This window comes from Candidatus Poriferisodalis sp. (assembly GCF_965208485.1).
Classification (GTDB): domain Bacteria; phylum Actinomycetota; class Acidimicrobiia; order Acidimicrobiales; family Poriferisodalaceae; genus Poriferisodalis.
Window position 1 is genome coordinate 4,114,170 of the sequence record NZ_OZ242344.1, and the last position, 21,238, is coordinate 4,135,407.

19 protein-coding genes are annotated in these 21,238 nt (G+C 68.3%); 9 read left to right on the top strand and 10 right to left on the bottom strand.

What is annotated here, in order from left to right; all coding sequences use genetic code 11:
* Positions 1-172: 172 nt before the first annotated feature.
* The 7 genes from ACOGXQ_RS18830 to ACOGXQ_RS18860 all read right to left on the bottom strand — a co-directional run bounded on the left by ACOGXQ_RS18830 (position 173) and on the right by ACOGXQ_RS18860 (position 9,056).
* Positions 173-655, bottom strand: coding sequence for an integrase core domain-containing protein (locus tag ACOGXQ_RS18830; RefSeq protein WP_419945137.1), 483 nt, complete (start codon positions 653-655; stop codon positions 173-175).
* Positions 656-726: 71 nt separating this feature from the next.
* Positions 727-969, bottom strand: a complete 243-nt coding sequence (locus tag ACOGXQ_RS18835) for a transposase (RefSeq protein ID WP_419945138.1) — start codon at positions 967-969, stop codon at positions 727-729.
* 244 nt (positions 970-1,213) lie between these two features.
* Entirely contained in the window at positions 1,214-2,140 is a 927-nt protein-coding gene (locus ACOGXQ_RS18840) for a YihY/virulence factor BrkB family protein (RefSeq protein ID WP_419945139.1), read from the bottom strand.
* Positions 2,141-2,228: 88 nt separating this feature from the next.
* On the bottom strand, positions 2,229-3,731 hold the full coding sequence (locus ACOGXQ_RS18845; RefSeq protein WP_419945140.1) for a class I adenylate-forming enzyme family protein: 1,503 nt from the start codon (positions 3,729-3,731) through the stop codon (positions 2,229-2,231).
* Positions 3,732-3,743: 12 nt separating this feature from the next.
* Positions 3,744-5,900, bottom strand: a complete 2,157-nt coding sequence (locus tag ACOGXQ_RS18850) for a molybdopterin-containing oxidoreductase family protein (RefSeq protein WP_419945141.1) — start codon at positions 5,898-5,900, stop codon at positions 3,744-3,746.
* A 371-nt stretch (positions 5,901-6,271) separates the two neighbouring features.
* Positions 6,272-7,225 carry a calcium/sodium antiporter gene (locus tag ACOGXQ_RS18855; protein ID WP_419945142.1) on the bottom strand — a complete coding sequence of 318 codons (954 nt, stop codon included), beginning with the start codon at positions 7,223-7,225 and terminating at the stop codon, positions 6,272-6,274.
* A 40-nt stretch (positions 7,226-7,265) separates the two neighbouring features.
* The gene (locus tag ACOGXQ_RS18860) at positions 7,266-9,056 is read right to left on the bottom strand and encodes an IlvD/Edd family dehydratase (RefSeq protein ID WP_419947430.1); all 1,791 of its coding nucleotides are present in this window, start codon (positions 9,054-9,056) and stop codon (positions 7,266-7,268) included.
* A 196-nt stretch (positions 9,057-9,252) separates the two neighbouring features.
* Here ACOGXQ_RS18860 and ACOGXQ_RS18865 point away from each other — a divergent pair, with 196 nt between their 5' ends.
* From ACOGXQ_RS18865 to ACOGXQ_RS18880, 4 genes are read left to right on the top strand one after another with little or no spacing between them, the layout of a single operon-like run.
* Positions 9,253-10,230, top strand: coding sequence for a thiamine pyrophosphate-dependent dehydrogenase E1 component subunit alpha (locus tag ACOGXQ_RS18865; protein WP_419945143.1), 978 nt, complete (start codon positions 9,253-9,255; stop codon positions 10,228-10,230).
* Entirely contained in the window at positions 10,227-11,228 is a 1,002-nt protein-coding gene (locus ACOGXQ_RS18870) for an alpha-ketoacid dehydrogenase subunit beta (RefSeq protein ID WP_419945144.1), read from the top strand. Before ACOGXQ_RS18865 ends, ACOGXQ_RS18870 begins: the two co-directional genes overlap by 4 nt.
* Positions 11,225-12,268 carry a hypothetical protein gene (locus ACOGXQ_RS18875; protein ID WP_419945145.1) on the top strand — a complete coding sequence of 348 codons (1,044 nt, stop codon included), beginning with the start codon at positions 11,225-11,227 and terminating at the stop codon, positions 12,266-12,268. Before ACOGXQ_RS18870 ends, ACOGXQ_RS18875 begins: the two co-directional genes overlap by 4 nt.
* The gene (locus tag ACOGXQ_RS18880; protein ID WP_419945146.1) at positions 12,268-13,743 is read left to right on the top strand and encodes a 2-oxo acid dehydrogenase subunit E2; all 1,476 of its coding nucleotides are present in this window, start codon (positions 12,268-12,270) and stop codon (positions 13,741-13,743) included. The genes ACOGXQ_RS18875 and ACOGXQ_RS18880 overlap by 1 nt, the downstream gene beginning before the upstream one ends.
* Here the strand turns inward: ACOGXQ_RS18880 and ACOGXQ_RS18885 are convergent.
* From ACOGXQ_RS18885 to ACOGXQ_RS18895, 3 genes are all read right to left on the bottom strand, one after another.
* Positions 13,740-14,903, bottom strand: a complete 1,164-nt coding sequence (locus ACOGXQ_RS18885) for an acyl-CoA dehydrogenase family protein (RefSeq protein ID WP_419945147.1) — start codon at positions 14,901-14,903, stop codon at positions 13,740-13,742. The two genes, ACOGXQ_RS18880 and ACOGXQ_RS18885, sit on opposite strands and share 4 nt — an antisense overlap.
* A 31-nt stretch (positions 14,904-14,934) precedes the next feature.
* Complete coding sequence (locus ACOGXQ_RS18890) at positions 14,935-15,465, bottom strand: VOC family protein (RefSeq protein WP_419945148.1); 531 nt, start codon at positions 15,463-15,465, stop codon at positions 14,935-14,937.
* A gap of 442 nt (positions 15,466-15,907) precedes the next feature.
* The gene (locus ACOGXQ_RS18895; protein WP_419945149.1) at positions 15,908-16,168 is read right to left on the bottom strand and encodes a hypothetical protein; all 261 of its coding nucleotides are present in this window, start codon (positions 16,166-16,168) and stop codon (positions 15,908-15,910) included.
* A gap of 657 nt (positions 16,169-16,825) precedes the next feature.
* On the opposite strand from ACOGXQ_RS18895, the gene thrH reads away from it, so the two are divergent.
* From thrH to ACOGXQ_RS18920, 5 genes are all read left to right on the top strand, one after another.
* A complete protein-coding gene (gene thrH, locus ACOGXQ_RS18900) occupies positions 16,826-17,455 on the top strand; it encodes a bifunctional phosphoserine phosphatase/homoserine phosphotransferase ThrH (RefSeq protein ID WP_419945150.1) in 630 nt (209 codons plus the stop codon).
* A gap of 94 nt (positions 17,456-17,549) precedes the next feature.
* A complete protein-coding gene (locus ACOGXQ_RS18905; RefSeq protein WP_419945151.1) occupies positions 17,550-18,032 on the top strand; it encodes a peroxiredoxin in 483 nt (160 codons plus the stop codon).
* Positions 18,033-18,101: 69 nt separating this feature from the next.
* Positions 18,102-19,049: an ROK family protein gene (locus tag ACOGXQ_RS18910; protein WP_419945152.1), complete on the top strand. Its 948-nt coding sequence runs from the start codon at positions 18,102-18,104 to the stop codon at positions 19,047-19,049.
* Positions 19,046-20,512 carry a D-alanyl-D-alanine carboxypeptidase/D-alanyl-D-alanine-endopeptidase gene (gene dacB / locus ACOGXQ_RS18915; protein WP_419945153.1) on the top strand — a complete coding sequence of 489 codons (1,467 nt, stop codon included), beginning with the start codon at positions 19,046-19,048 and terminating at the stop codon, positions 20,510-20,512. Before ACOGXQ_RS18910 ends, dacB begins: the two co-directional genes overlap by 4 nt.
* Positions 20,499-21,212 carry an LON peptidase substrate-binding domain-containing protein gene (locus tag ACOGXQ_RS18920; RefSeq protein WP_419945154.1) on the top strand — a complete coding sequence of 238 codons (714 nt, stop codon included), beginning with the start codon at positions 20,499-20,501 and terminating at the stop codon, positions 21,210-21,212. The genes dacB and ACOGXQ_RS18920 overlap by 14 nt, the downstream gene beginning before the upstream one ends.
* The last annotated feature ends 26 nt before the right edge of the window (positions 21,213-21,238 follow it).

Sequence of the window (21,238 nt, forward strand, 5' to 3'; positions counted from 1 at the left end):
GCGACCGAAGCGTGACCCAAAGGCGCTTACACGGGGCCAGCTACGAGAGGGCTTGGCCGCTGGCTACGCCGCTGACCGGCCCATGCGCCGAGCGCGAACAGTTCGACGCGCAGGTCGGGCGATTGCCTACGAAGCCATTGCAGGGAGGTTGAACGTCCAGGCCCAGATTGGATTAGCCCTGATTGTTCGTGGGAATGGCTGGCCGGGGTTTTTTGGTTGTGTTGTTGGCGTGCGGGGCTGGGTTTGTCGGCTCGGCTGGCCGTGGTCGGGGTTGTTGGGGGCCGGCGGAGCGGTCATCGGCAGCCTCCTGCACTGAGACCGCCAACCCTGACCGATGCTGCTTGAAAAAACTCAAAATCTGTCGCGCGAAGTCAGACGCAACACAGGTGGATAGGGCGGGCTGGCTGCCCGCGGGTTGACGGTAGTGGGCTTGGTGTTCGTCGGGGGTTTGGTCGTCGAGGCTGGTGTGGTGCCGGTGGGTGTTGTAGCGGGCGAGCCGTTCGAGGATCGACCGGTGTGCGGTGGCCCGGTCGGGGTAGCGGTGCCGATGCGCCAGTTCTCGTTTGGGGCTGGAGAAGAACGCCTCGGCGGCCTCACGCCCGCTCGGCCCACCGGCTCGGCGGGCCTGCCGCCCATAGAACGCCTGGCGGCTCACCTTCGCCGCGCGGCAGCACAATGCCGTCGGGAACCCCTCGGCCCTGCGGGCAGCCACCCACCCGCAACGGGTCACTGCCCCGACTCGTTCACCCACAAGGCCGTCGCTCGTTTGAGCAGATCACGCTCCGTCCGAAGCCGCGCGTTCTCCCGCCGCAGCCGCGCCGGCTCGGCCCTCCCGCCGGTCGTGAGTCCTTCCCGCTCGCAGCGGTCCGCACGAGCCTGACGCACCCAGTTGCCCAGGTTCGGCTCGCCGATCCCCAGCGCCTGAGCCACCGACGCAATCGTGCGGCCTTCGTCGAGCACCAACGCCACCGCGTCAGCCTTGAACCCCCTCGGGAGCGATCCTCGAACCCGACCCGGCGGCAAAACCGGACCCGAGCACTGCTCCTCATGCATCGGTGACATAGCTGCCTCCCAATCGAGGTGACAAGCCAACAGGGAGAGGCACCCGCAGCCGCGGCCGCAGGCATCTGCGGCCCGGTACGGCCCCCGAACAGGCTGCTGAAGAAGTCGATTCTCGGAGGCGCCTGCCGCATCCAGTGCGAATCAGGGCGGATCAGTCAGCTGAGGAGCTTCGGGGTGGGCGGTGGCGGTCCAACAGGCCGTTCAATTCGGCGCCGACAAGGAGGCCCATCGCCAGCAGGTAGAGCCACAAGAGCAGGCTGAGGGCGCCGCCGAGCAGGCCGAAGACGGCGTTGACATCGTTGGAGGCGAGCTGCAGGTACGCACCGAACCCTCCCGATACGACCAGCCACCACACGGTCGCCAGCAGTGCGCCGGGAACTTCACGCCGCCAACGCAGCTTGTGGAGCGGTGCGACCCGGTACACGGTCGCCGCCCAGGCGACCACGGCAATGACGACGACCGGCCAGCGCAGCCAGTCCCACGCCGTGCTGAACATCGGCCCAGCGCCGAGCCGGTCAGCGAGTTCGGTGCCGCCGCCGAACAGCGGACCCACCACCACCATGGCTGCCACTGCGACGGCGACTATCAGGGTGAAGAACGTCAGGGCAAATCCCACCAACCGGGTCGACAGCCAGCTGCGAGTTCCTTGGTGCCCGCGGCAGACGTTCAGTGCGCGCACGACGGCGACGAAACCTCTCGACGCAGCATAGGCAGCGACGGCGATGCCGACGGTGACGACGCGAGCATCGGAGCGGTCGAACAGATCGGCCACGGTGGCGTCGAGCGTGTTCTGATCGCCGAACGTGTTGCTGATCTGCTCGAGCAACCATGCCTCGGTATCGGCAGCGGCGCTGCGCCCGATCAGCACGTCGAGCGAGCCGAGCAAGGCGGCGAACACGATGATGGCGGGGAACAGCCCCAGCAGGGCAAAGAACGCGATCTCGGCTGACAGACCGGCGATGCGCTTGGTTCCCCAGTCCTGCCGGACCTCGTTGGCGATGTCCAGGACCCTGTGGGTCAGCGTCGGCCCAGGCACCGTGTCGGGTGCCGTACCAGCAGTCGTGTCTTCATCCGTCATCGGTGGTCTGCCATAGCGAAGTCGGCCGTTGATCCGTGCCTGTCGTTACGTGTGCCGAAGCTGTGTCTGCGGGGGCAGTGCTTGCTGCTCAGACCGGCGCTGCCTTCACCAGCTCTGCGGCGCGTGTCACGAGACCGCTGCGGTCGATCTTCGCCGTCGACGCCAGCGGGATCTCGTCCACGAACCACACATGACGGGGGTGCGCGTATGCGGGCCCGTTGGCCAGCGCGTACTGCTTCACCTCGTCGACCGTCAGCGTGTGCCCAGGCTCGACACGCACGAAGGCAGACGGCAGCTGACCCTTGAGCTCATCGGGCACCGGCACCACGACTGCCTGGTGCATCCCGGGGTGCTTCTCGAGCATCTGCTCGACGGCGTCGGGGTAGATGTTCTCGCCGGCGCACACGAACATGTCGTCGACGCGGCCCACGAAGCAGTACCAGCCGTCGGCGTCACGGGTCATGAGGTCGCCGGTGTGGTACCAGCCGTCAGTGAGACGCTCGGCGTTGACGTCGGGCAGGTTGTGGTAGCCGGTCATGACGCCGGGCGAGCGCACCCAGAGTTCTCCGGCATCGGAGTCTTCGCCGGTGACGGGGTCTACCAGACGCAACTCCACCTTGGGGTGCTGGTGGCCGACGGAGATCTTGGGCCTCGGCTTGCCTTCGGGATGGGGGCCGAATTCGAGCACGGCCTCGGTGGTGCCGTAACCGTTGGACACCACGGCTTGGGGGAACAGCCGCTGCACGTCATCGAAGAGTGCCTCGGTGAGCGGCGCGGAACCGATGAGAGCACGCTGCACCGAGGACACATCGGGGATCGGCTCACCGGCATCACGGCGGGCCGCGATCTCCGCAGTGACCAAGGCGAACATGGTGGGCACGCCCGAGCACATCGTGACGCGGTGGGCGGCGATGGCATCGATGTAGTCGGAGGCGGTGAAGCGTGGCAGCAGCACCACCGTGCCACCGCTGGCCAGCGCCAGCTTGGAGGACATCGAGGCGTTCTTGTGATACAGCGGCGCCGAGACCAGCATCACCTCGCCCGGCAGCGCCGCGCCGTACTCCAACACAGTGAAGGTGATGTTGCGGTGAGTGAGCAGCACACCCTTGGGCCGCCCGGTGGAACCGGAGGTGTAGATCTGCACGGCGGTGTCGTCTTCGTCCACGGCGACGACCGAACTCAACGGCCCACCTGCGTGGACCTCGTCCCACTCGTCGGTGCCGATCACGATGCGGTCGATGCCTTCGGGCACCAGGTGAGCGTGCTCGGCATCGGAGAAGACCAACTGCACGTCGGCGTCGCTCAAGATGTAGCTCTGGGTGTCCGCCGGCAGTCGGGTGTTGAGCGGGACGAACACCATGCCGGCGGCAGGCACGCCGAACATGACGCTGTAGTACTGCCCGCAGTTGGCGGCGAGCAGCCCGACCCGCGTGAAAGCCGGCAGGTTGCGCCGGGCGAGGCCGGCCCCGAAGCGCAGAGCACGGTCGCGCAGCTGTGCGGCGGTGACGCGATCTGTGGGCGAGGCTGAGCGGTCGATGAGCACCACGGCCTCGTCGCTGGGTGCCCGTTCCAGAAGTTCCGCGACGTTCATCGCCTGCGCAGGTTATGGCGGCGAACCGTCCGATGCCCGCCCCGAGGGCGGCACCTGTGCCTGCCGCTTGGGCCGAGCAGCCCGCTGCCTCGCTGGTGCCGCAGAATCCGCCACGCGTTCTACCTCGACGAGCGTGTCATGAAACGCTGGCGAGCCGATCAGCGGATCACTTCCGCCGACGGCCGCATTGGTGAGCACATTCACCGTGCGAGCTTCGGCGCTGTTCGCCCACCAGCCGAACGGGATCGCCACCAGTCCCGGCTGCAGGCGATCGGAGATCTCAGCGTCGGTGGTCAGCTCGCCCCGGTCGTTGAAGACCCGCACGCTGTCACCCTCCGCTATGCCGCGCTCTGCGGCATCGGCACCGGAGATCTCGAGCCGGGCCAGCGGCGGATCCGGCAGGTGGTGCTCAAAGCCGCCGTAGTGGCTGTTGAGGAAGCGCTGGTGCTGCTTCAGCGACATCAGCGTCAGCGGGAAGCGCTGCGCCTGTGCCGCATCGCCGTCGGGCGATTCGGCGGCCGGTCGATAGCGCAGCCTCCCGAGCAGCAGCGGACCGAGTCGTCGCACCGGCGGCGCCCCGCCGCCTTCAGCGTCCGAGGGTGGTGCCAAGGGCACCTCTCGACTGCTCATCGCGGACCATCCCGCCGGAACGGCGAGGCGCGCCCATCCCTCATGCTCCAAGCGTTCGCAGTCGACGCCGTCCAGCCATGGGTGGCCGCTGGCGAGCAGATCGCGCACCATCTGGGAGTCGCTGTCGCCCAAGCCCGGCGCGTCCAACTCCAAGGCGCTCGCGAGGCGCCGGAAGATCTCGGTGTTGGGAAGGCACTCGCCCACGGGTTCGATGGCGGGCAGGTTCAGCGAGACATACAGGTGCCCCCACGCATTCATCAGGTCGAGGTGCTCGATCTGGGTGGTCGTCGGCAGCACGATGTCGGCATAGCGAGCGGTGTCGGTCATGAACTGCTCGATCACCACGGTGAAGAGATCGTCGCGCTCCAAGCCGGCCAGCACCCGGTTCTGATCCGGCGTGACCGCCGCCGGGTTGCAGCCGTAGTTGACCAGCACCGTGACCGGGGGTTCAAGAGCGGTGTCGGTGAGCACCTCGCCGAGGGCTGCCATGTTGACGACGCGCTCGGTTCTGTGCAGGGGTGCCAGATCGGCGAGCGCCAGGTCGAAGTACGCCTGGGTGGAACGCATGTAGCCCGCCCCGGAGACGACCGCCAGTGCCGCCACGGCCCGGTGGATGTCCCGGCCGTGCTCGCGGTGCTCCATGCCGATGAGCGCCCGGATCGTCACCGGTCCCGAGTGCGCGATGCGGTGCGCAAGCTCGACGATGTCCGAAGCGCCGATCCCCGTGATGCCGACGACCTCGTCCAGGCTCAGCGCTTGGGCCTCGGTTCGCAGTTCCGGCCAGCCCACTGCGGTCTCGGCGAGGCGCTCGAGGTCAATCAGCCCGTCGCGCTCCAATATGCCGATCAACCCGAGCACCAAGGCGACATCGGTGCCCGGGCGAGCCTGGATGTGCCAGTCGGCTCGCTGGGCAGTCATGGTGGCGACAGGGTCGACCACGATGACCGTCGCCCCGTTGGTCCGGGCCGTCTCGACATAGGGCCACAGGTGGCGGTTGGTCAGCAGCGTGTTGGTGCCCCACAGAATCACGGTGCGGGCATCGGCGATCTCGGTGGGGTCTGCGCCGAGCGGCAGCCCCAGCACATCGGCGGCCCCGTGCCAAGCAGTGACGCCGCACAGGTGACGGTTCAGCCGCGTGGCTCCCAGCGCAGCGAAGAACCGGTCCGCCAGCACGCCCTTCTGCACCAATCCCTGTGTGCCGTCGAGCGAGTACGGCAGCACCGTCTCGCCGCCGTGCCGCGAGATGGCTGCGCTCACTCGATCGGCGATCTCCGAGATCGCTGTCTCCCAGCTGATCGCCTCGAATCGGCCCTCGCCCTTGGGGCCGATGCGCCGGAGCGGCCGCAGCAGCCGATCCGGGTGGTACACCCGGTCCAAGAACGGGTTCACCTTGGGGCAGAGCTGGCCATCGGTGAACGGCTGGGCCGGATCGCCTCGCAGATGCACTGCAACTCCGTCGCGGACCGTCACCTCCCAGGCGCAGGTGTCGGGGCAGTCGTGATGGCAAGCCCCGCGCACGACGCTCGTCGCCCCGCTCATCGACGCAAGACTCCCGGCGGCGGCTCAACCATCGCCCCTAGCATGGCGTACCAGCACACGCTGGCCCGCATCGTTATCTGGGCGCAGCGTGAACGGGGCCATCGCCCTATGTCCCAGGCGACGATTCCGGCGGCAAAGGGGCCTTCTTCGTCGGCGCCCACCCCCGCTGACACAGCACCCCCCGCACCCCGCGACCGGTGCCCTCCCGCCTCCAGCGGGCCAGCCTCAACACGCCCCCACAGCCACACCAGCCCCGCCAGCCGCCCCGACGTACACCAACGGCCCCGTCGCCTCACACCGCCAAAACCAGCACCCATCACACCGAAAAAGCGACCAACGCAATTCCTGTGAATAATCAGGGCTAGGGCGATTCAGCGGGTGCCGAGCAGGATCATCGCGGCGATGTAGATGCCGAGCAGGACCACGCCGTCGATGCGGCTCGCCTTCTTGCCGATCAGGGCGCCGAGGTAGGCCAGCACGACCACGGCCATCATCGCTCCGATGCCCAGCCCGGTCAGCGACGGGTCCTCGATAGCTCCCGCGCCGACGAGGCCCATGGCGCCGCCCACGGCGAGGCTGTTGAAGACGTTGGAGCCGAACAGGTTGCCCACGATCAGCTCGGTGTGACCCTTGCGGGCTGCGGCCACCACGGTCGCGAGCTCTGGCAGCGAGGTTCCCACCGCCACCACTGAGAAGCCGATGAAGCCGCCGCTCAGCCCCCAGCGCTCGGCTAGCGCCGTGGCCCCTTCCACAGCGAGCTGAGCACCGACGATCACCCCGAACAGGCCTAGGACGGCCCGCGCCAGATTCCGCCAAGCAGCCCCGGCGTCGCGGGCCAGCGAGCCCGGGGTGCCGCCGGAATCAGGCAGGCGGTCATCGTCACGCGACGTGCGGATGACCCACACCAGCGTGAGCGCCAGCAGTACCGCCAGCAGCCCGCCTTCGAGCCGGCTGAGGTGGCCGTCGACAACCAGCAGGGCGAAGATGGCTGCAGTGGCGACCGACCAGGGGACGTCACGGCGCAGCGCGATGTCGGAGAACGGGATCGACATCAGCAGCGCTGCCACGCCCAGACCCAGGCTCAAGTTGGCCACATTCGAACCCACGATGTTGCCTACGCCGAGGGCTGGATTCCCGTTGATCGAAGCCACCGAGGACACGACCATCTCCGGTGCCGAGGTACCGAAGCCCAGCACCACGGCCCCGATCACCGCGGGCCGCATGCGCAGGGCGGTGGCGAGGCGCGAGGCGCCGGCCACGAAGCGGTCGCCGGCCCAGACCAGCAGGACCATGCCTGCGAGCAGGGCCAACAAGGCCAGGATCATCGCTGCGTCGCCATGTCGGGGGGCCGTCCGGTGCAGGTGCCTAGTGGTTGTGGCGCGGTGTCCCGTGAGTGCGGGACGTGTCGCGGTACCGCAGCGCAGGCCGCAGCACCATGCCTTCGTCGAACTGGGTGACGATCGACCGCTGGATCTCCTGCCAGGGCGTGTGCGACGGCGGGATCGGGTAGCCGCCGCCGGCGTCCAACTCGGCGCGCCGCCGAGCCATCTCGTCGTCGTCGATCAGCATGTCAGCACTGCCTCGGCGCAGGTCGATGCGCACCCGGTCGCCGGTGCGCAACAGGGCCAAGCCGCCGCCCACCGCTGCCTCGGGGGCCGCGTTGAGGATCGAGGGAGAGCCCGACGTGCCCGATTGGCGACCGTCGCCGATGCAGGGGAGCGAGTGGACGCCGCGTACCAGCAGCGCTGCCGGCGGCTGCATGTTGACCACCTCGGCGCCGCCGGGGTAGCCCACGGGCCCGGTGCCGCGCACGAACAGCATGCAGTGCTCGTCGATGTCGAGATCGGGATCGTCGATGCGAGCCCGGTAGTCCTCTGGCCCGTCGAAGACGACGGCGCGGCCCTCGAAGGCGTCGGGATCGTCGGGATTGGACAGGTAGCGCTGGCGGAACTCGTCGGAGATGACGCTCGTCTTCATGACGGCGCTGTCGAACAGGTTGCCCGACAGGTGAATGAACCCCGCGTCCGCCAGCAGCGGGTCGTCGACGCTGCGGATCACCTCAGCGTCCTTGATCCGGGCGCCGGCGCAGTTGTCGCCGATGCTGCGGCCGTTGGCGGTCAGCGCATCGGGGTGCGGGAGCAGCCCGGCGCGCATCAGCTCGCCGATCACCGCGGGCACGCCGCCGGCGTGGTGGTAGTCCTCGCCGAGATAGTCCCCGGCGGGCATCAGGTTCACCAGCAGCGGCACCGCGTAACCGTGCTTCTGCCAGTCGTCGTTGTCGAGCGGCACGCCGAGGTGGGCAGCGATCGCGTTGAGATGGATCGGCGCATTGGTCGACCCGCCGATCGCCGAATTCACGACGATGGCGTTCTCGAACGCTTCGCGGGTCATGATGTCGGTCGGGCGCAGGTCCTCGTGCACCATCTCGACGATGCGCAGCCCGGTGCGGTAGGCCATCTGGGCCCGCTCGCGGTACGGGGCCGGGATCGCCGCAGAGCCGGGAAGCTGCATGCCCAGCGTCTCGGCCAGCGAGTTCATCGTCGTCGCGGTGCCCATCGTGGAGCAGTAGCCCACTGACGGGGCCGACGAGGCAACCAGGTCGATGAAGCCCGCATCGTCGATCTCGCCGGCGGCGTACAGCTCGCGGGCCTTCCACACGACGGTGCCCGAGCCGGTGCGACGCCCCTCGTGCCAGCCGTTCAGCATCGGCCCGACCGACAGCGCGATGGCCGGCAGGTTCACCGTGGCGGCCGCCATCAGGCAGGCGGGGGTGGTCTTGTCGCATCCGATCGTGAGCACCACGCCGTCGAGGGGGTACCCCTGCAGCACCTCGACGAGGCCGAGGTAGGCCAGATTGCGGTCCAACGACGCGGTGGGCCGTTTGCCGGTCTCCTGGATGGGATGCACCCCGAACTCGAACGCGATGCCGCCCGCTTCGCGTATGCCCTCGCGCACTCGCTTGGCCAGCTCCAGATGGTGTCGGTTGCACGGCGAGAGATCCGAGCCGGTCTGGGCGATGCCGATGATCGGCTTGCCCGACTGGAGCTCTTCGCGTGTCAGCCCGAAGTTGGCGTAGCGCTCGAGGTACAGCGCCGACATGAGCGGGTCGCCCTCGATGTCGAACCAGGCGGCCGAGCGCAGCCCGCCACGCCCGATGCCGGGGTCCGGACCGTCGCTCGGATGGACTGATCGGACCTCGACGGATGCCTGGGATTCTGGTTCGGGAGCCACCGGGACACCCTACGCGGGCGTGGGTGGGCGCCGGCCATGCCGGTGGGCCGGCTCGGCCGCGGCCTGCGCGACCGCCCACAACTAGTGTGAGCCGGGCCAAGACTCCACCGAGGGGGAAAGCATGGTTCCGAGCCCGGAAGTACTTCTGGACCTGCACCGCCGCATGGTGCGCATCCGTCATTTCGAAGAGGCCGCCGGGCGGCTTGCCGAGCAGAACCGGCTGCCCGGATTCCTGCACCTGTACGTGGGCGAGGAAGCGGTCGCTGCGGGGGTGTGCGCCAACCTGGACGACGACGACCAGATCAGCTCCACCCACCGCGGCCACGGCCACCTGGTGGCCAAGGGCGGCGACTACAGCGGGATGATGGCCGAGCTGATGGGCAAGGCCACCGGCTACTGCGGCGGCAAGGGCGGCTCGATGCACATCTGCGACCTCGACCTGGGGATGCTGGGCGCCAACGGCATCGTGGGCGGCGGCGTCCCGATCGCGGTAGGCGCCGGGTTCGCCAACAAGTACCGCGGCGGCGACCGGGTCTCGGCGGTGTTCTTCGGCGACGGGGCATCCAACATCGGCGCCTTCCACGAGGCCGCCAACATGGCGGCGGCGCTGCAGCTTCCGGTGCTGTTCGTGTGCGAGAACAACGAGTACGGCGAGTTCACCCCACGCGAGCGCACCATGGCCATCACCGACGTGGTGGATCGTGCAGCCGGCTACGGGATGCCTGGGGCCATCGTCGACGGCATGGACGTGGTGGCTGTGTGGGAGGCGGCGCACGAGGCCGTCAGCAGGGCCAGGCGCGGCGAGGGCCCGTCGTTCATCGAAGCCAAGACCTACCGGTTCTACAACCACCACGGCGTGCAGACCCTCGGCATGAGGTACCGCACCGACGACGAGCTGGAGCGCTGGAAGCAGCGAGACCCCATCGATCTCTTCGAGGAACGGCTGGCTGCGGCCGGGGTGCTGGACGCGGCAGGCGCGCAGGCGGTTCACGACGCTGCCGAAGCCGACATCGAGGCTGCCATCGCTTTCGCCGAGGAGAGTCCGCTGCCCGATCCCAGCAATCTGCTCGTCGACGTCTATTCAGGAGCATCGGCATGACCGTCACCGCTGACACCTCAGAGCGCAACATCGCCTACGGCGCCGCCTTCACCGAGGGGCTCGCCCAGATGATGGAAGCCGACCCGGACGTGTTCGTGGCCGGCGAGGATGTCGGCCGCGCGGGCGGCGTCTTCGGCTCGTTCCGCGGGCTGAACGACCGCTTCGGCGACATGCGGGTGGTCGACACGCCGATCAGCGAGCAGGCCATCGTCGGCCTCGGCACCGGCGCAGCCGTGAGCGGGCTCCGGCCCGTGGTCGACCTCATGTTCATGGACTTCATCCTGGTGGCCATGGACCAGATCGTGAACCAGGCGGCCAAGCTGAAGTACATGTTCGGCGGCAAGGCCACGCTGCCGATGACCATCACCACCAGTGCCGGTGCGGGTCTGTCTGCCGCGGCCCAGCACAGCCAGAGCCTCGAGGCGATGCTGTGCCATATCCCGGGCCTGAAGGTGGTCATGCCGTCGGGCGCATACGACGCCAAGGGCTTGCTGGTGTCGTGCATCCGTGACGACAATCCGACGGTGTTCGTGAAGCACAAGCGCCTGCTCGGCCTGCGGGGCGGGGTGCCCGAAGACCTCTACGAAGTGCCGATCGGTTCTGCGGCGGTGGTGCGGCCCGGCGACGACGTGACCATCGTGACCTACGGTCGGATGGTGCACGAGGCCACCACCGCGGCCGATGCTCTCGCCTCTGATGGCATCGAATGCGAGGTGATCGACCTGCGCACGCTGCAGCCGCTCGACATCGGCACCGTCATCGAATCGGCCCAGCGGACGAACCGCATCATGGTGCTCCATGAGGCGGTGCGCTTCGGCGGCCTCGGCGCCGAGATCGCCTCCCAGATCGCCGAGGAGGCCTTCGACTACCTCGATGCTCCCATCGAGCGCATCGGCGCCCCGTTCAGCCCTGTTCCATTCAGCCCGGCACTCGAAAAGGAATGGGTGCCCAACGCAGCGCTGATCGGCGAGCGCGTCCGCTCACTCGCGGCGGCGTGAGCCAGCCGGCCGCCGGCCCCACCGTCGGGATCATCGCCAACCCGCTGGCCGGCAAGGACGTCCGGCGGCTCACCTCGGGCGCCTCTCCGGTTTCTGACGGCGTCAAGATCGGAGCGATCCGCCGTGCTGTGGTGGGCGCGCTCGAAGGAGGCGCCTCACGGGTGCTGATCAGCGGCGACCGGGCGCGCTTGGGGGAGCGGGCGCTGGCAGGCCTCGACAGCGGGCACGCCGTGGACGTGTTGGAACCCCACGGCAGGCACACGGGCCGGGACACCCAGCTCGTGGCTGCGCAATTCTGTGCTTGGGGCGTCGGGGCTGTGATCTCGCTGGGGGGCGACGGCACTCAACGCGATACGGCCAAGGGCTGGCGCGACGTGCCGCTGGTGCCGCTGGCGATCGGCACCAACAACGTGTTTCCCTTCCCGCTCGAGGCCACTGTCGCCGGTTTCGCTGCGGGCGCGGTGGCGAGCGGAGCGGCCGGGCCTGAGGTCGTGACGTCCCAGGCGAAGATCATCGACGTGACGACTGCAGCCGGCAGCGACGCTGCCTTGGTCGACGTGTGCCTGGTCGGTGGCGCGTTCGTCGGCGCTCGCGCGGTGTGGGATCCCTCGGGGGTCCACGAGATGGTGGTGGCGATCGCGGAGCCGGCTTCGGTGGGACTGTCAGCGATTGCGGCTGCGGTGTGCCCCGTCGAGCGTGACGAGCCCGGCGGTGTCCATGTCCGCCTCGGCTCGCGCGACGGGTCCCAGGCCACCCAGTGCAGCGTGCGCCCGGCGGTCCAGCCCGGCAGCTACGCCGACATCGCCATCAGCCACGCCCAGCGCCTGGGCTTCGACGCGCCGGTGACGCTCGCGGGACCCGGTGTGCTGACGCTCGACGGTGAGCGGGAGATCGTGCTGCACTCTGGCGAGACCGCAGAAGCAGCAGTGCGGCCAGACGGGCCGCGGGTCATCGACGTGGGCGCAGCAGTTGCGCTGGCGCAGCGCCGGCGCTACGCCTTCGGGCCTGCACGAACCGAACGTCGGACGGGGGAGCGCTGATGGCTGTTGAGTTTGCGATGCCCAAGCTTGGTCTCACGATGGAATCGGGCACGATCCTGCGCTGGCTGGTGCCCGATGCGACCGAGGTCAGCGCGGGCGACGCCGTGCTGCTGGTCGAGACCGACAAGGTGGAGACCGAGATCGAGGCGTCCGGCAGCGGCGTGCTGCACCAGACCGGCGAGGTCGGCGAGGAATACCTCTGCGGGGTGCGCATCGGTTGGTTCTGCGAACCGGGCGAGGACCCGCCGGCGACTGCGGCGGCTCCGAGCGCAGCGCAGCCGAGTCCGGCGGCCTCGAGCCCGGCAGGTCGACCTGCCGCAGCCGCCACTGCTGGGGTCGCGCCCGTCGTGCGGGCACCTGGTGAGCGAATCCTGGCCTCGCCGGCCGCGAAGAGATTGGCGCGCGAACTCGGCGTCGAGCTCGCCGCGGTGGCCGGCAGCGGTCCGGGGGGGCGCATCACCGAGCGGGATGTGCGCGCAGCGACGGAAGCGCCCGCCGTGGGCGAGCCGGTGGCCGCGTCCGACGCGGCTCCGGCGACGGGGCCGTCGCCGCCGGCGACCCTTGCAGCGCGGCAGCTCGCTGACTTGCTCGGCGTCGATCTGCGGGCTGTTCGTGCCAGCGCCCCCGATGGACGGATCTCACGCGCGGATGTGGCCGTTGCGGTGCGCGAGATGCTGGCCCGCCAGCGTCCGCATGCCGAGCCCGAGCGGCCGGCGACGTCGAGCGGCGCAGAGGCGGCGGCATCTGCGCAGGCTGACGAGGCGGCACCGCTCGCCCAAGAGCCCACCGAGCTGATCCCGCTGCGGGGCATGCGCGGCGTCATCGCCGAGCGCATGAGCGCATCGCTGGCGTCGATGGCTCAGCTGACGCTCACGATGGATGTCGACATGAGCGCCGTCGTGGGTGAGCGGACTGCGCTGGCAGCAGGTGCCCGTGCCGAAGGACCAGGGGACAGCTCCGATGAGCCCGTACCCGGATACACCGACTACGTCGTCGCAGCCGCAGCGGCGGCGCTCGGGGAGCACCCGCGGGTGAACTCACAGGTGACCGCTGACGCGGTTGCGCTGCTTGGTGCCATTCACGTCGGCTTGGCCGTGGCGCTCGACGACGGCTTGCTGGTGCCCGTCATCCGTCACGCCGACCGCCTCAGCCTCGGCGAGATCGCCGCGGAGACCACGCGCCTCGCCGAGGGCGCACGCAACGGCTCGCTCGGCTACGACGACTATCAGGGCGCCACCTTCACCGTCACGGCGCTCGGCCCCTTCGGGGTGGATGCGTTCACGCCGATCATCAATGCGCCCAACACCGCCATCCTGGGCGTCGGGCGAATCCGCAACGAGACCGTATGGAACGAGGGCGCACCGGAACCTCGTCCCACGCTGACGCTCTCGCTGACTTGGGACCACCGGGCCTTCGACGGCGCCCCGGCCGCTCGGTTCACCGGGGCAGTACGGGACTGGCTCGAGTCCCGCTAGAGATCGACGTAGCTGCGCTTGGCGACCTCTTCGAGCATCACCTCGGTGGCGCCGCCGCCGATCGGCAGGATGCGCGCGTCGCGGTACATCCGCTCGATCGTCGATTCGCGCATGTAGCCGAGGCCGCCGTGGAACTGCATGCAGTCGTACATGACCTGGTTGACGACCTCGGCGCCGAAGGCCTTGACGCCCGACATCTCTTTCGTGGCGTCGATGCCCTGCTCGGCCAGCCAGGCAGCGTGGTACATGGAGGTACGCGCGGCATCGATCTTGGCCTGATTCATGGCCATGCGCTGGCGAATCGCGCCGAGTTCGTACAGCGTGCTGCCGAACGCCTTGCGCTGCTGGGTGTAGGCGTTGGTGAGGTCGATCGCGACCTGCGCGGCGCCGATGCCCATGCCCACTATGACCATCCGCTCGTTCTGGAAGTTCTGCATTGCCGCGTAGAAGCCACGGTGCACCTCGCCGAGCAGGTGATCGCCAGGAAGCCACACGTCGCGCAGCACCAGCTCGGCAGTGTCCGAGCAGCGCCAGCCGTGCTTGTCGAGCTTGTTGGCGATTTCGAACCCGTCCGCGCTGGTCGGCACCAGGAACATGGAGATCCCGTAGCGGTCATCGGGATCGGTTCGAGCTGCCATGGCTATGACGTCGCCGTAGACGGCACCGGTGATGAACGTCTTGGTGCCGTTGAGACGCCACCCGTCGCCGTCGGGCACGGCGGTCGTACGCAGTCCCGCCACGTCGGATCCTGCGTCGGGCTCGCTCACGCCGATGCACATCATCGTGTCACCGGACTGGACCGAGGGCAGCCAGTGTTCAAGTTGCGCGTCAGAACCCGCATTGAGCAGGTGCGGCAGTGCCATGTCGGTGTGGACCAGGATGTTCGCCTCGAATCCGGCATACGTGGAGGTGCCGAGCGCTTCTGCGAAGGTCGCCGAGGCAAGCGGTCCGAGGCCCAGCCCGCCCCACCGTTCGGGCACTCGCAACGAGAACATCCCGAGCTCGCCCATGCGCTTGTAGATCTCGCGCGGCACTTGGCCGACCTCTTCCCAGGCATCGCCTGCCGGGGTGACTTCATTGGCGACAAAGGTGACCGTCTGGTCATAGATCGCCTGCAGCTCGTCGGTCATGTACACGCTGCGATGGACCGTCGTGGTCACCGTTTGCCTCCGGGGGGTCGAGAATCGGGGGTCAGGAAACCGGGGCTGAACCCTGCTTCATCAGCTCAGCGAGGGGGTCGCCGCGGCGGAATCGCTGGAGCAGCCGGTCGGGGTCGAACAGGACGCCGATCGGGTTCTCCGCGAACGTCGGGCCCTGGATGAACTCGACGCACTCTTGCATCGTGGCGTAGTTCTCGATCTGGAACTCCACACCATTGCCGTCGGGACCGGCGTAGTACAGCGATGTCGTCGGTCCGTGATTGATGCTGCGCACCGGCAGGATGTCTTCGTCCTTGAGCCGCTCGTACAGGTCCATGAGATCGCCGAAGCTGTCCATGGAGTAGGCGATGTGGTCGAGGTTTCCCTTGCGGGCGTCGAAGTCGCCGGGATTGGGACGCTGTACGAACGCGAGCCGGTGGTGCTCGTCGTCGAACGAGATGAACGAGATGAAGCCGCCGTCGTGCACCACCTTGGCTTCGAGGACGGTGCACCACCAGTCCTGAACCCGCCTGATGTCATCGGTGCGGAATACGGCGTGCGCCATCTTGATGGGCTTCGCCATGACAGCCTCCTCGCGCAGTTCGATCAGCATTGACCCTAGAGGAAGGGCTCACCGTTGAGTCTGCCGCCGGAAATGCGTGTGCGCCAGTGTTTGCGACCGGGCCGCTCGACTTGCGTGAGGGCCAGAACGACTCGATAATCGTGTCCTCTCCCGGCGACCTGGGATCGTGTGATTCAACCGCATCGATGTCGCGCCCGCGCTTCGGCCAGGATTGTCTCTACCCGTGCGCTCAAGACTTCGCTGTCGTCATGCACCGCGCCTGTGGCATGCGCTTCTGAGTGGCGATCGATGACGTCGCTGAATCGGAGTTCGGCCGCTGCCTGCGCTGCGATGGCCCGATGGCATGCCTCGGAAGCCGGGTCGCTTGTTGGGCCGCATGCGGACAGCAGCAGTGCTGCCGCGACGGCACCCATGGGCATGCGGCGAATTGCGGCAATCTGTTTCAAGCGCTCGCTGCGAGGTCATACCAGAGATCGCACACCCACTGAGCCAACCAAGAGGGGCACGAATGCGGGGTGTGGATGTAGTCGCACACGACAATGTCTCGCCAGTGGTCCAGGTAGCTGCCATTGACGACTACCCACTCTTGTCCGACGACCCTGCAATTGGCGAAATAGCCGGGGTGTGCACCTGCATCGTCGTTGCTGAGTGAGACAGAGACAGCGACAGATCCCAGCGCAAGCAAGGCAGCGGCGGCGGCCATCTAGAGCTTGCGCCCGATGCGGCCAAGCGATCTGGTGTCGCGACGCCAAGCATCTGGATCCAGAACTTCTCGTTGATCGGGCATGGTGGTTCCTTCCCCGCGGGAGACGAGTTGCGTAGTCATCCACAGCAGCGCCAGCCGAAGGGAAGGAACCATGAATCGGCCCCCGTCGATGCGGCTGGCGCAGCCCGGAGCGGGCCGCTACTGTGGATGACTGACCGAGTTTGTAACACAGCAAGAAGTTGGGTGCAAGTGAGTAATGCCCTTGGCGGCGGACGTGCAGCGGCGCTCGTGCTGGCCTCGGCGTCTCTTCTGTGGGGTTGCACCGCTACCGACGCATGCGACACAGCTCGCGGCTACAGCGCAACCGTCACGATTGCCGATGGCGGTGCACAGGCAATGAACAGTCTCGGAACCAAGGCGATTGACGACTCCAGCATTGATTGCGCCGAAGTTGGATTGCATGATCAGGAATAGATGCGAGCTTTGGAGGCCTGCGATCATTCCAGACTCCGTTGATCCAGGCTGTGGTGGCTTTCGGACCTTGGCTTTCCTGATTGCAACCTTGTACTAGTCAACGATGTCGGCACGACGGCGCTCGGAACCCCGGCGGGCGGTGCGTGGGCGTTCGTCGGTTGCGTGCGAGAATCGGCGCTCGTGCAGAGGGTTATCGCGTTGGACATGGAGGGTGTGCTGACGCCCGAGATCTGGATTGCGGTGGCCGAGCGCACGGGCATCGACGAGCTGAGGCGGACGACCCGGGACGAGCCGGACTACGACGCGTTGATGCAGTATCGGATCGACGTGCTCAACGCGCACGACGTGTCGCTCGACGAGATCCGGGCCACGATCGCTGAGCTGCCGCTGCTGGACGGCGCTCGGGACTTTCTCGATGAGTTGCGCCACCGTTGGGTGGTGGTGCTGCTGTCGGACACCTTCGAGCAGTTCGACGATCACTTCTTGGAGCTGATGGGCTACCCGCACCTGCTGTGCCACCGGCTCGACGTCGTCGACGGCCATCTTGCGGGATGGCGCCGCCGGGTCGACGACGCCAAGCGACGCGCTGTGGAGGCCTATCGCGGGCTGAACTACCACGTGACCGCGGTTGGGGACTCCTACAACGACCTCACGATGCTGCGCGCGGCAGACGTGGCGAGCCTGTTCCGGTGCCCTGCCGCTGTCGCCGAGGCGAACCCTGACCTTGAAAGCACCGACGACTACGGCGAGCTGCTGGAGTGGATCTGCAGCGTCGGGCCGCCGGTTCCCGAGACGAGCCTGCACAGCTGAGGTGCTGTTGGCCGCACCCGGAGCCCGCAGCGTCGGTGCCGGTACGCTTCGAGCCACACTTCGGCTGAACGACGGACATGAACGGAGAAGTGAGATGGCGGTACAGGTCGGCGACCAGATTCCGGATGTGACACTGCGAGTGCTGGACGACGGCGGCATGCCGTCGCCGGTGCAGTCCAGCGAGATGCTGGGCAGCGGCAAGGTGGTGCTGTTCGCAGTGCCGGGTGCCTTCACCCCAGGCTGCAGCAATGTCCATCTCCCCGGGTACGTCGAAGGCGCTGCGGACCTTGCGGGCAAGGGCGTCGACAAGGTCGTCTGCGTCTCGGTGAACGACGCGTGGACGATGGGTGCGTGGGCGCAGGCGCAGGGCGCGGAAGGCATCGAGATGGCCGCCGACGGCAACGGCGAGTTCGCTGAAGCCATGGGCCTCGTGATGGACGGCTCGGGCTTCGGCTTGGGCATGAGGTCGCGCCGGTACGCCGCAGTGATCGAAGACGGCACGGTGACGGAGCTTGAGGTCGAGGAAGGCGGCGGCGTCGAGGTTTCCAGCTGCGCCTCGATTCTCGGCAAGCTGTAGGCCGCTGGGTCGCACCGTGGCCGGCGACGCGGCACTTGGACCTGGGTCGCGCGAAACGAAGCGGCACGGGTGAGCGGCACGCGATCTGCTGACGTCACGCGCCTCGGCTTCGACGTCGGCGGGACGAAGATCCTCGGCGTAGCCACCGACGACGGTGGTGCGCCGCTGCGAACGGTGCGTGAACCGACCCCTGCCGGTGCAGGCAGCTTGGTCGACACCTTGGCGGCGTTGGTTCGCGAGCTGGCTCCCGTCCAGGGCGCGGTCAGCGTCGGCGTGGGCATGGCCGGTCTGATCACCACCGCTGGCGTCGTGACGACCTCGCCGAATCTCGACGGGGTGAACGGCGCGACGATCGGTGCGGATCTGAGCGCGGTGCTGGGGATGCCGGTTGCTTTCGAGAACGAGGTGAACTGTGCTGCGCGCTGGGAACTGTCATCCGGGGCCGCGCAGGGGATCCGTCACGGCGTCATGGTGGCGGTGGGCACCGGCATCGGCGGCGCGTTCATGGTCGATGGCGAGGTGCTGCGCGGCGCCAACGGGTTGGCCGGCGAGCCGGGGCACATGATCGTCGAGGCGTCCGGGCGACTTTGTCCTTGCGGCAGGCGGGGATGCTGGGAGATGTACGCATCGGGCTCTGCGCTGAATCGGCTGGCGGCCGAGCGTCTCGGTGAGGGCATGCGAGGCCCCGATGTCACTGCGGCGGCCCGCAACGGCGACGCTGGGGCGCATGAGGTGCTGGCCGAGTACTCGCACTGGCTGGCGCTGGGGATATCGAGTCTCTGCGTACTGACCGACCCTGAATTGGTCGTGATCAGCGGGGGCATCAGCGAAGACTGGGACCTGCTCGCCCAGCCGGTCTCCGAGCGCCTGGGCGAGCTGCTCATCGGCCGCACGGCCGAGACACGGCCCGCAGTTGTCGCCTCCGAGGCTGGGGAACTGTCCTCGGCGCTCGGTGCCGCTCTGAGCGGTGCGCAGGGTGACGGCGCCGCTCTGAGCGATCCTTCTCGGATGACGTGAGAGCGCTGCGCACAGCCCTGCTGGTGCTGTTGACAGCAGCGGCCGGCCTGCTGCCCACGGTGGCGGCAGTGCGGATGAACACCGCAGCGGACGAAGCGGCGGCGCATGCCTTGTCGTTGCGCACGCCCGTGCTGGCGCCACCCGACGATGCCGGCGAGCTTGCTGCCGAGGATGACCCGGCAACGACGGGCGTGCCGCTGCTGCGCGCCGAGCGGGCGCCGGACGTGCTGTGGCGAGCAGCCCAGCAGCACATCATCGGTCGGGAGATGGCGGCGTTCAGCTCCGATTGGCCTCAACCGCATTGCCTGGCGATCTGGATCGATTCCCAGGAGGTGTTCTCCAGCGATGCCGAGCCGGTGATCCCGGCATCGGTGCAGAAGCTCGTCACCGCGGCCGCCGCGCTCGCGGTCGTCGACCCCGCCGAGCGGCTGGTGACACGGGTGCTGACGGATACCGAGGTGTCTGACGGCGTGCTGGACGGCACGGTCTGGGTTGTCGGCGGCGGCGACCCGCTGATCATGACCCAGTCGTACGCGGACTCCCACCGGCGTCAGCCGCAACTGCGCACGCCGATGGAAGATCTTGCGGACCAGATCGTCGGTCTGGGCGTCGAGTCGCTGCGCGGACGGCTCATCGCCGACGAATCGCGCTACGCCACCACTCGGTTTCCCGAGACATGGCCCCAGCGGTACATCAACCGGCTGCACAGCGGACCGCTGTCGGCCCTCAGTCTCAACGACGGCATCACCGGCTTCACCACCGCACTGACGGCGGCCGATCACCCGGCACGCTGGTTCGTCGCCACCTTGGCTGACCTGCTGCGGGTGCGGGGCGTTGCGGTGGATGTCGAGCTGATTGCCTCGACGGCTCCCAGCGGGATGGCCGAGATAGCGCGCCTGACGTCGCCGCCGATGATCGAGATCATCCAGCAGATGCTGCGCGAAAGCGACAACACCACCGCCGAACTGGTGCTGCGCGAGATCGGTCTGCGCAGCGCGGGGGAGGGATCGACGCCTGCGGGCGCTGGCGCGGCCGCCCGGATCGTGTCCGAGATGCTGCCCAACCAGTCGCTGCCCACGGTGAGGGACGGGTCAGGGCTGGACCGGGGGAACTTGATGACCTGCAGTTTTCTGGCCGCCCTGATCGACCGGCTGGGAACCGATTCTGCGGTCTTGGCGGGACTGCCGGTCGCAGCGCAGACCGGGACGCTGTCACACCGCTTCGGCGAGCACCCGGTGGCGGGCCGTTTGCGTGCCAAGACTGGGCTGCTGACCGGGGTCAACTCGTTGGCGGGGTTCATCGAGACCGACAGCGGGACGGTCGTCTTCGCCCAGATCCTCAACAACGTGCCGGCCGACTCCCGTCTCGGCCTCGAGCTGCAGGAGTCGTTGGTGGGTCAGATGCTGCGCTACCCCGTCGGCGACTACGAGGCCCTGCGAGGATTAGTGCGTGGAATCGCCTGAGGGCTGCGCCGATCCCGACCAGTCACGTCCCACTGCTGCACAGGGGGCTGAGCCGGCTGCGGGCCGCGAGCTGCCGATGTTCCCGCTGGGCTCGCCGCTGCTGCCCGGGGCGGTGCTGCCGCTGCACATCTTCGAGTCTCGCTACCGGGCACTGGCCCGGCGCTGCACCGAGGACGACGAGCCATTCGGCGTCGTCATGATCGAGCGCGGCAGCGAAGTCGGCGGGGGCGATGTGCGCTCCGATGTGGGCTGTCTCGCCATGATCGCCCAGCATCAGGAACTGCCCGACGGGCGCTGGGTGGTGATCGCCACGGGCGGCGAGCGGATCCGGATTCTCGAATGGCTGCCGGATGATCCCTACCCGCAGGCCCTCACCGCCATCTGGCCTGATGAGCCTGCAGAGATCGATGCGCCGCAGCGCCGGTCGCTCGCCGCGCGCTTGCGACGGTTGCGCGCGCTGGCCTCGGAGATCGGTGCGCTCGGGGTCACAGCGACCGAATCGGCGGCCATCGACGACCGGCTCTCCCATCTCGCGGACGACGCTTCCGATCCGACGGATTGGGCCTTCGAGCTGGCCGGGCTGGTGCCGGCTGGTCCCTTTGACCGTCACGCCATGCTGCGCGCACCCGATCCTGCCCGGCGCATCGAGGTGATCGCCGGCGTGCTGGACGGCGTGGAAGAACTGCTGGGCGACCGGTAGCGTCGCCCCACGGGCCAAAGTGGCCT

Bases quoted from the DNA above. Each gene is read 5' to 3' on its own strand.
- ACOGXQ_RS18840 (WP_419945139.1), bottom strand. From the start codon at position 2,140: ATGACGGATGAAGACACGACTGCTGGTACGGCACCCGACACGGTGCCT.
- ACOGXQ_RS18905 (WP_419945151.1), top strand. From the start codon at position 17,550: ATGGCGGTACAGGTCGGCGACCAGATTCCGGATGTGACACTGCGAGTG.
- ACOGXQ_RS18855 (WP_419945142.1), bottom strand. From the start codon at position 7,225: ATGATCCTGGCCTTGTTGGCCCTGCTCGCAGGCATGGTCCTGCTGGTC.
- ACOGXQ_RS18895 (WP_419945149.1), bottom strand. From the start codon at position 16,168: ATGGCCGCCGCCGCTGCCTTGCTTGCGCTGGGATCTGTCGCTGTCTCT.
- ACOGXQ_RS18865 (WP_419945143.1), top strand. From the start codon at position 9,253: ATGGTTCCGAGCCCGGAAGTACTTCTGGACCTGCACCGCCGCATGGTG.
- ACOGXQ_RS18880 (WP_419945146.1), top strand. From the start codon at position 12,268: ATGGCTGTTGAGTTTGCGATGCCCAAGCTTGGTCTCACGATGGAATCG.
- ACOGXQ_RS18850 (WP_419945141.1), bottom strand. From the start codon at position 5,900: ATGAGCGGGGCGACGAGCGTCGTGCGCGGGGCTTGCCATCACGACTGC.
- ACOGXQ_RS18845 (WP_419945140.1), bottom strand. From the start codon at position 3,731: ATGAACGTCGCGGAACTTCTGGAACGGGCACCCAGCGACGAGGCCGTG.
- ACOGXQ_RS18870 (WP_419945144.1), top strand. From the start codon at position 10,227: ATGACCGTCACCGCTGACACCTCAGAGCGCAACATCGCCTACGGCGCC.
- ACOGXQ_RS18890 (WP_419945148.1), bottom strand. From the start codon at position 15,465: ATGGCGAAGCCCATCAAGATGGCGCACGCCGTATTCCGCACCGATGAC.